This window comes from Desulfobacter sp., from assembly GCF_050177295.1.
Window position 1 is genome coordinate 19,904 of sequence record NZ_JBFXHE010000016.1, and the last position, 7,561, is coordinate 27,464.

Here is a 7,561-nt window from a genome sequence, read left to right on the forward strand (position 1 = left end):
CTGTTTCTTTCATCCCCCCACAGAAAAGAATTAGAGTAAAGAATTAAGAGTGCGGCCCCGAATCTGCTAAAGGATTCCGGGACAGCACTCTTTTAAGTCAGGGCCATGGAAACACGGTTTACTCAAAGACGATGTTATATACCTCTTTGTATTTTTTCACAAAATGAAACTCAATGCCCTCCTTAATATATTCGGGCAGGTTTTTAAAATCACTGATACACCCCTGGGGCAGGATGATCTCTTTGATGCCCACCCGCCGGGCCGCAATGATTTTTTCCTTAATGCCGCCCACGGGCAGAACATCACCGGTCAGTGTAATCTCGCCGGTCATGGCTAAAAGTCTTTTGATCTGCCGGCCAGACGCCAGGGACACAATGGCTGTGGCAATGGTGATGCCTGCACTGGGGCCGTCCTTGGGCGTGGCCCCTTCGGGCACATGGATATGAATAAAGGCGTCATCAAAATAGTCATCACTGATGCCGTAGCTTTTTAATGAGGATCGCACATGGGAAAGCGCAATGGAGGCGGATTCCTGCATCACATCCCCAAGCTTTCCGGTCAGTTGGAAGCCGGAACTTTTTCCATGCACCTTCACCGCCTCAATGGACAATGTGGCACCACCCATGGCGGTCCAGGCCAGGCCTGTCACAATGCCCGTCCCTGTCATCTGCTTTTCAGGGGTGAATATGGGCGGTCCCAGCAGTTCTTCCAGGGACTTGATGTTGATCTGAATTTTCTCTTGTTTCTCCTTTAAAATCCTGACAATGCTTTTGCGGATGATCTTGTTCAAAAGCTTTTCAAGGTTACGGACCCCGGCTTCCCGGGCATAGCCTTCAATGAGATGCCGGATGGTGGGATCGGTGATGGTGATGGTGGCGGCATTGAGCTTATTTCGTTTCAAAAGCTTGGGCCACAGATGCCTTCTTGCGATCTCCATCTTCTCGGAGGTGATATACCCGCTTAAATTAATACGGTCCATACGGTCCAGCAAGGGACCCGGGATGGTGTCCAGGGTATTGGCCGTGCAGATGAACAGCACCTTGGACAGATCAATGCGAAGATCCAGGTAATGATCCAAGAATTCTGCATTCTGCTCGGGATCCAGCACTTCCAGCAATGCCGAAGCTGGATCCCCCTGGTAGGATGCGCCTATCTTGTCAACCTCATCAAGCATGATCACAGGGTTGGCCACGGCCGTGTCTTTCAAAGCCTGGACCAGTTTGCCGGGCAAAGCCCCCACATAGGTGCGCCGGTGCCCCTTGATCTCGGCCTCGTCACGCATTCCTCCTAAGGAAAACCGATAAAACTTTCGGCCCAAAGCTTCGGCAATGGACTTGCCAATGGAGGTTTTTCCCACACCGGGCGGTCCCACAAACAAAATGATGGACCCTGAAATATCCTTTTTATACACGCCGGCGGCAAAGAATTCGATGATCCGCTCCTTAACATCGGAGAGCCCGGCATGATCCCGGTCAAGGACCTTTTCGGCCCGCACTATATCGATCTTGTCTTTGGAATACACACCCCAGGGAAAAGAGGTGACCCAATCCAGATAATTACGGGTCACCCCGTATTCCGAAGACCCGGTCTCAAGTACGGACAGCTTTTCAATTTCCTCGTCAAAGCGCTTGACCACATGTTCCGGCGGATGAAGTTTTGCAAACCGTTCCTTGAACCTATCCACATCAGAGGTTTTGTCGTCCTTTTGAATGCCAAGCTCTTTCTGGATGGCTTTAAGCTGCTCTTTGAGAAAAAACTTGCGTTTGTTGTCATCCACCTGGATGTTGATGTCTTTCTGGATTTTTGTCTGCAGCTTGGCGATCTCAATCTCCTTTTGCAGAAGCATCATCACCTTTTTCATCCGGTCCAGAATGGATTCGGTTTCAAGAATATCCTGCAGATCATCCCCGGAAGCCGTGGTAATGCCTGCCGCAAAATCAGTCAGAGGCGAAGGCTGGTCTGGTGAAAAACGGTTCAGGTACTGTTTGAGTTCTTCGGAATACAAAGGATTCAGGGACAAAAGCTGTTTGATACTTGAAATAATGGAAATGGCATAGGCTTTGACCTTATCCTCATCATCCTTGGATTCGGGAAAATATTCCACTTCCGCCACAAAGGGCGGCTTGTCAGACAGAAACTTTTTAATTTTAAACCGTTCCAGGCCTTGGGCAATGAACTGCAGATTACCCTGCACTTCCTGGATATTGAGCATGCGCACAATACATCCGATCTTGGGAAAATCCTCTTTATATACGTACTTTCCCTTGACTTCGCTGAAATAAGAAATACCTAAAAGACCCTGGTTCTCCCTGGCTGACTTGGCCAGGGTTTCTTCCCAGAGCTGCTTGCTGACAATCAAAGGCTGAACCTGTGCCGGCAGGTGGGGACGTCCGGTAATGGGAACAAGATACAAAATTTTAGGCCTGGTGCCCTGGGTAACCAGCCCGCCTTTGTTTTCCTTTTCCTCTTCCTCTTCTGTTACAATCTCAGGCGTTATGGGTCTGGGATCATCGCTCATAGGGTTACCTCTATCATTAAAAATTATTGTTTACTGGGAAAGGTTGCAACAACACGTTCTAATACTATAATCAGATTTTACGGTCTGACAACACTTTAGACTGAACTTGCAAAATGTAATATAATACCTAATTTTTTTTAAAACTTTCAAAAAATATATTGATAAACTTATCAAGACGCTCCATTATAAGATATGCTAAATTCCAAACCGGAGGAAAATGAATGACAAAATCACTTGATCTGTCCGAAAGCCTGGAAGACTACCTTGAAACCATACTTGAACTTCAGGCCACCAATACGGTTGCCCGGTCAAAGGATATTGCCGAACGGCTGGACATCAAGCGCGGCTCCGTCACCGGGATGCTCAAAAAACTGGCTGCCCAGGAACTGATCAATTACGAGCCCTACGGCTATGTAACCCTGACTGCCAAAGGTGAAAAAATAGCCAAAGAGATAGAAAAACGCCATATTATGTTAAGGGATTTTCTGATCCGCTTTATTGGCGTGGAGGAACAAAAGGCTGACGACACCGCGTGCCGCATGGAACATGCCATGGACGCATCCACCTTTAAAAAATTCCAGGCCTTTATTCAAACCATGGACGATTGCCCCCACCGGGAAGGCCTTTAAATTATTCATTTTTACATCCTGCCCGCCGACTAAAAACAGGGTCCATTCACGGATCAGCACATACAGGGCCGGTACAAAAATCAAAGTCAGCACCGTGGCTGCAACCAGGCCAAAGCTGAGACTCACGGCCATGGGAATGAGAAACCTGGCCTGGAACTCGTCTCCGTTAAAAGCGGGGCAAGGCCTGCCACCGTAGTGACAGAGGTCAAAATCACAGGGCTGAACCGGGTTTCACCGGACTGGACCACGGCAGCAAACACGTCGGTTCCCCCGGCCACTTCAACATTGATAAAATCAATGAGAATTAAAGAGTCGATGACCACAATGCCGGACAGGTCTGGATGGATGTAGGAGCGAAACTGGCTTGCTAAAAGCAGAAAGATAATCATGGTTTTCTGGGTGGTGTCAAAAGGGGTGCCCAAGGGGTATACAATCTCTGAAAGCATCCAGTTGGAATCACTTTTTGGGGAAAAAAGTATAGGGTCATGATAAACCCGAACAAAGAGAGCATATTCACCGACGCGCCAATGTATTCCAGAAAAAGAAACGCCCCCATAAAGGTGACGGGAATACCCGAGGCCACCCAGAAGGCAAGGCCTATATCCAGGAACAGGGCCATCACCACAAACACCAGGACAATGCCCTGGATTCCGTTTTTCAGCAAAAGATCAATGCGGTTCTGGACCATGTCCATGGCCGGCTCATTGTTTTTGATCTCAACCACCACAGGATCTTCGGCCTGGGTGGGGAAAGAGTCGATCAGATCAACCTCTGTCCGGACCTCGTTAAGCTTGTCCGTGATGTCTGTGCCGGCGTCAAGTTCCAGCGTCACCACGGCATGGCCTTCAACCGACGTGGAATACATGGTTTTGATATTTTCAATGCTTTTAAGCTGCTCTTCAATATCTGCCTTTAAATTCGATGATTCCTGTTCAAGCAGAAGGAATTATTCTGCCTGGACACTCTTTTTTGAAGATGCAGCCTTTGTGCGGGAAGTGGCTTTGGCCGCAGATTGGGAAACAGGCTTGGCTTCAGGATCTGTGGCGTTTTCAGATGTATCGTCCTGTTTGGACCCAGCCTGGTTTGCAGGCGCTTTGCCCCGGCTTTTGGAAGTTTCCGGAGAAGAGGCCCTCTTTTTCCGGTCGCCAGGGGCTTTGGGGGAGACACCTCTTAAAATGGGCATCACCTCCTCGCGTTTTTCAGCGAACAAAAGGGAAATTTCCTCTTTGCGGGTTTCATCAAGATCGATATCGGAGTTTTCAAGAAAATCAAACAAATTGTCGGCAATATCAAGCATCTTGTCATAGGTATCTGCTTCTTTTTTTGTCGCAAATGTCATCTTTTCATCTCCATCCCTGACAACAATATATTGGACAATTACAGCCATTTTTTCTCCTTGAGAATAAAATTCTTTAACAAAGGAAAGCGGTTCATTTAAGCTTCATTCATATAGAAAAAACAGAGCCGGGTAAAGCTATTTTACTTTTTCCCGGGGCAATCTCCAATTAAATTGACAGGGTCCGCAATAATGGCGACATCAAAAAAATTATCCCTTATTGACATTCAGCGGCAATTGAGGCATAAGAATGCAACCAGGGCGGACCAGTATTTGAAAGGGCTGGTAAATGAAAGCAATGCTGCAAATATCATTGAAAAAATGCATGGCCTTTCCAGATCATCCAGATAAAAAGAGATCAAAAATTGTGCCGATCCGTCAAAAAAAATAATTTTGGACTCTAACGAGTGCCAAAAAGTTTGCGCGCCCGTAGTGCAGTGGATAGCACGTCAGCCTCCGAAGCTGAAGATCGCTGGTTCGATTCCAGCCGGGCGTACCATCAATGATACCCATGCAACTATCCCATACAACAGGCCTGCGCATCGGACTGGTTTCCTACCGGTCCAATCCCCATTGCGGGGGCCAGGGTGTTTATATCCGTCATTTAAGCCATGCGTTGTCCGATCTTGGCCACCAGGTTGAAGTCATTGCCGGCCCCCCGGACCCCCTTCTGGTCAATCCCAAAGTCAATCTGACCATGCTCGACACCCTGGATTTGTACAACCCACAGGATCTGTTCAGAACACCACGGGTTGAAGAGTTAAAGGACCCTGTCAACCTCATTGAATGGCTTGACATCTGCGCCATGGGATATCCCGAACCCATGACCTTTGGCATGCGGGTGAAGCGCCACATGAAGGGCCGGACAAAAAACTATGACATTATCCATGATAACCAAAGCCTTTCCTACGGTGTTTTGTCCCTTTCCCGGGACCTGCCCGTAACCGCCACCATCCACCATCCCATGACCGTGGACCGTCGTCTGGCAGTCAACGCAACCAGATCCTTCTATAAAAAGCTTAAAGCCCTGCGCTGGTACTCCTTTATTGGCATGCAAAAACGTGTTGCCCGGAGAATACCTTCCATGATAACGGTATCTGACAGTTCCAGAACCGATATAGCCAGGGAATTTAAAATTCCCGCATCCAGATTAAAAACCGTTCCCAACGGCATTGATCTGGATAATTTTTTTCCCCTGGATCATGTAAAAAAGGAACCCGGGCGCCTGATTGTCACCAACAGTGCGGATACGCCCTTAAAAGGCTTGTACCATCTGCTTTACGCCCTTAAAGGGGCATTAAAGCACAGGGATGTCTTCTTGACGGTTATTGGCGCGCCCAAAAAGGACGGCGGCATAGAAAATCTGGTTAAAACGCTTGATCTTGGCCGCCATATAAACTTTACCGGCCGCGTTGATCACCAGCGGTTTGTCCGGGAATATGCAAAAGCCCAGATCGCGGTGGTGCCCTCCATGTACGAAGGGTTTGGCCTGCCAGTTGGGGAGGCCATGGCCTGCCGGGTACCGGTGATTTCCACCACCGGCGGTGCCTTGCCCGAAGTGGCAGGGGATGCAGCAAAACTTGTCCCCCCCGGGGATGCCAAGGCCCTTGAAAAGGCCATCATTGAACTGCTTGACGATGAAAAACAGCGTGAAGATCTGGCCTGCCGAGGGTATGAACGGGTAACAACGGAATTTACCTGGGAAAAATGCGCCATGCGCACGGCCCAGGTATACCGCGAGGTGATAAATGATTACCATGGACTTTAAACGTCTGGGCATTGCTCCCGGCAACCGGGTTCTGGATATCGGGTGCGGAGAGGGACGCCACACCATCAGGGCCTGCCGGGAATCCGGTGCTGTCTGCATTGGTGCGGACTTCGGATTTGACAACTTGGTCACCACCAAAGGCAAACTTGAATTTCATCAGGCCCTAGATGACCTGTCCTGCAGGAATTGGGCATTGTCCGCCATGGACATCACGGCGCTTCCCTTTAAGGACAACAGTTTTGATGTGGTGATCTGCTCGGAGGTTCTGGAACATATTCCGGATGACAATAAAGCCGTTTCAGAACTGATCCGTATTGTCAAACCGGGTAAAATGCTGGCTGTCAGCGTTCCCCGGGCCTGGCCCGAATGGCTCTGCTGGCAGCTGTCGGATGAATACTGCAACGCCGACATGGGCCATGTAAGAATCTACAACAAAAAAAAAATTATTAAAAAAATCCGGGACAAAGGCCTGAATTACCTAAGTTGTCACTATGCCCACAGCATCCACAGCCCCTATTGGTGGCTTAAATGTTTTGTGGGTCCCACCCGCACGGATTCAGTTGCCGTAAATCTCTTTCACAGGCTTCTGGTATGGGACCTGATGAAAAAACCGGCACTGACCACCTTTATTGACCGCCTGCTTAACCCGGTGCTTGGAAAAAGCCTGGTGCTGTATTTCAAAAAACCCCTTTGAAAAACGGTTAAAAGTACCAGGCCAGGGTACCGATCAGCATATCAAGTCCATCGTTGGGCTCTTCTAAGCCGGCGTTGGAATAATGCATGTAACGTACACTGATATCCATATTTTTAATCCTGATACCAGCCCCGATTCTGTCTTCAAACTGAAAGTTTGAGGACATATTCCTGTCATTGATCTCATAATCGTCCAGACAGGCAACGCCAATCCCTGCCTCTATATATGGATACCAGGTCGCATTTCCGGCATCAAAGACATATTGGAAGACCGGAGAGAATGCCACTGCATTAATATTGTCCCTGCCGTGCTCCCAGCGGTTGTATGACAGTTCAAAGTATCCCCGGACATAACCGGTTTTGTTACCAAGCCATGTCACATGCCACTGTTTCAACAGCCCTGCACGATAAATATCAATACAATCCGAACTGTCCGAACTTTGACCGTATCCCAATGAAACACCCCATCCACCTATGCCGGAGAGATCCTGGGCTGCAGCACAGGTACTTGTGCAAATAAAACAAATCAACAAAAACAGAACTCTTTTCATATTTGCCCTTTCTTGTGAAACCTGTTCTGGTACCGGAAAAAAGCGTTACCGGCAGCGTTGGTTTAA

General features: G+C 48.5%; 8 protein-coding genes and 1 tRNA gene. 4 read left to right on the forward strand and 5 right to left on the reverse strand.

Going from position 1 to position 7,561, the window contains the following annotated elements:
• Positions 1-118: 118 nt before the first annotated feature.
• Positions 119-2,518 carry an endopeptidase La gene (gene lon, locus AB7U36_RS02690; RefSeq protein ID WP_428158269.1) on the reverse strand — a complete coding sequence of 800 codons (2,400 nt, stop codon included), beginning with the start codon at positions 2,516-2,518 and terminating at the stop codon, positions 119-121.
• A 221-nt stretch (positions 2,519-2,739) separates the two neighbouring features.
• Between lon and AB7U36_RS02695 the strand changes: the two genes are divergently transcribed.
• Entirely contained in the window at positions 2,740-3,147 is a 408-nt protein-coding gene (locus tag AB7U36_RS02695) for a metal-dependent transcriptional regulator (RefSeq protein WP_428158270.1), read from the forward strand.
• 122 nt (positions 3,148-3,269) lie between these two features.
• Here the strand turns inward: AB7U36_RS02695 and AB7U36_RS02700 are convergent, their stop codons facing one another.
• The 3 genes from AB7U36_RS02700 to AB7U36_RS02710 form a co-directional block, all read right to left on the reverse strand.
• The gene (locus AB7U36_RS02700) at positions 3,270-3,536 is read right to left on the reverse strand and encodes an efflux RND transporter permease subunit (protein WP_428158271.1); all 267 of its coding nucleotides are present in this window, start codon (positions 3,534-3,536) and stop codon (positions 3,270-3,272) included.
• Positions 3,533-4,012 carry an efflux RND transporter permease subunit gene (locus tag AB7U36_RS02705; protein WP_428158272.1) on the reverse strand — a complete coding sequence of 160 codons (480 nt, stop codon included), beginning with the start codon at positions 4,010-4,012 and terminating at the stop codon, positions 3,533-3,535. The genes AB7U36_RS02700 and AB7U36_RS02705 overlap by 4 nt, the downstream gene beginning before the upstream one ends.
• Positions 4,013-4,093: 81 nt before the next feature.
• Positions 4,094-4,534 carry a YebG family protein gene (locus AB7U36_RS02710; protein ID WP_428158273.1) on the reverse strand — a complete coding sequence of 147 codons (441 nt, stop codon included), beginning with the start codon at positions 4,532-4,534 and terminating at the stop codon, positions 4,094-4,096.
• Between the two features lie 372 nt (positions 4,535-4,906).
• Between AB7U36_RS02710 and AB7U36_RS02715 the strand changes: the two genes are divergently transcribed.
• The 3 genes from AB7U36_RS02715 (at position 4,907) to AB7U36_RS02725 (ending at position 6,945) form a co-directional block, all read left to right on the forward strand.
• Positions 4,907-4,982, forward strand: a tRNA-Arg gene (locus tag AB7U36_RS02715).
• Positions 4,983-4,985: 3 nt separating this feature from the next.
• Entirely contained in the window at positions 4,986-6,251 is a 1,266-nt protein-coding gene (locus AB7U36_RS02720) for a glycosyltransferase family 4 protein (protein WP_428158274.1), read from the forward strand.
• On the forward strand, positions 6,232-6,945 hold the full coding sequence (locus AB7U36_RS02725) for a class I SAM-dependent methyltransferase (protein WP_428158275.1): 714 nt from the start codon (positions 6,232-6,234) through the stop codon (positions 6,943-6,945). The genes AB7U36_RS02720 and AB7U36_RS02725 overlap by 20 nt, the downstream gene beginning before the upstream one ends.
• A 7-nt stretch (positions 6,946-6,952) precedes the next feature.
• On the opposite strand, the gene AB7U36_RS02730 is transcribed toward AB7U36_RS02725, so the two are convergent.
• Positions 6,953-7,474: an acyloxyacyl hydrolase gene (locus AB7U36_RS02730; RefSeq protein ID WP_428158276.1), complete on the reverse strand. Its 522-nt coding sequence runs from the start codon at positions 7,472-7,474 to the stop codon at positions 6,953-6,955.
• Positions 7,475-7,561 lie beyond the last annotated feature (87 nt).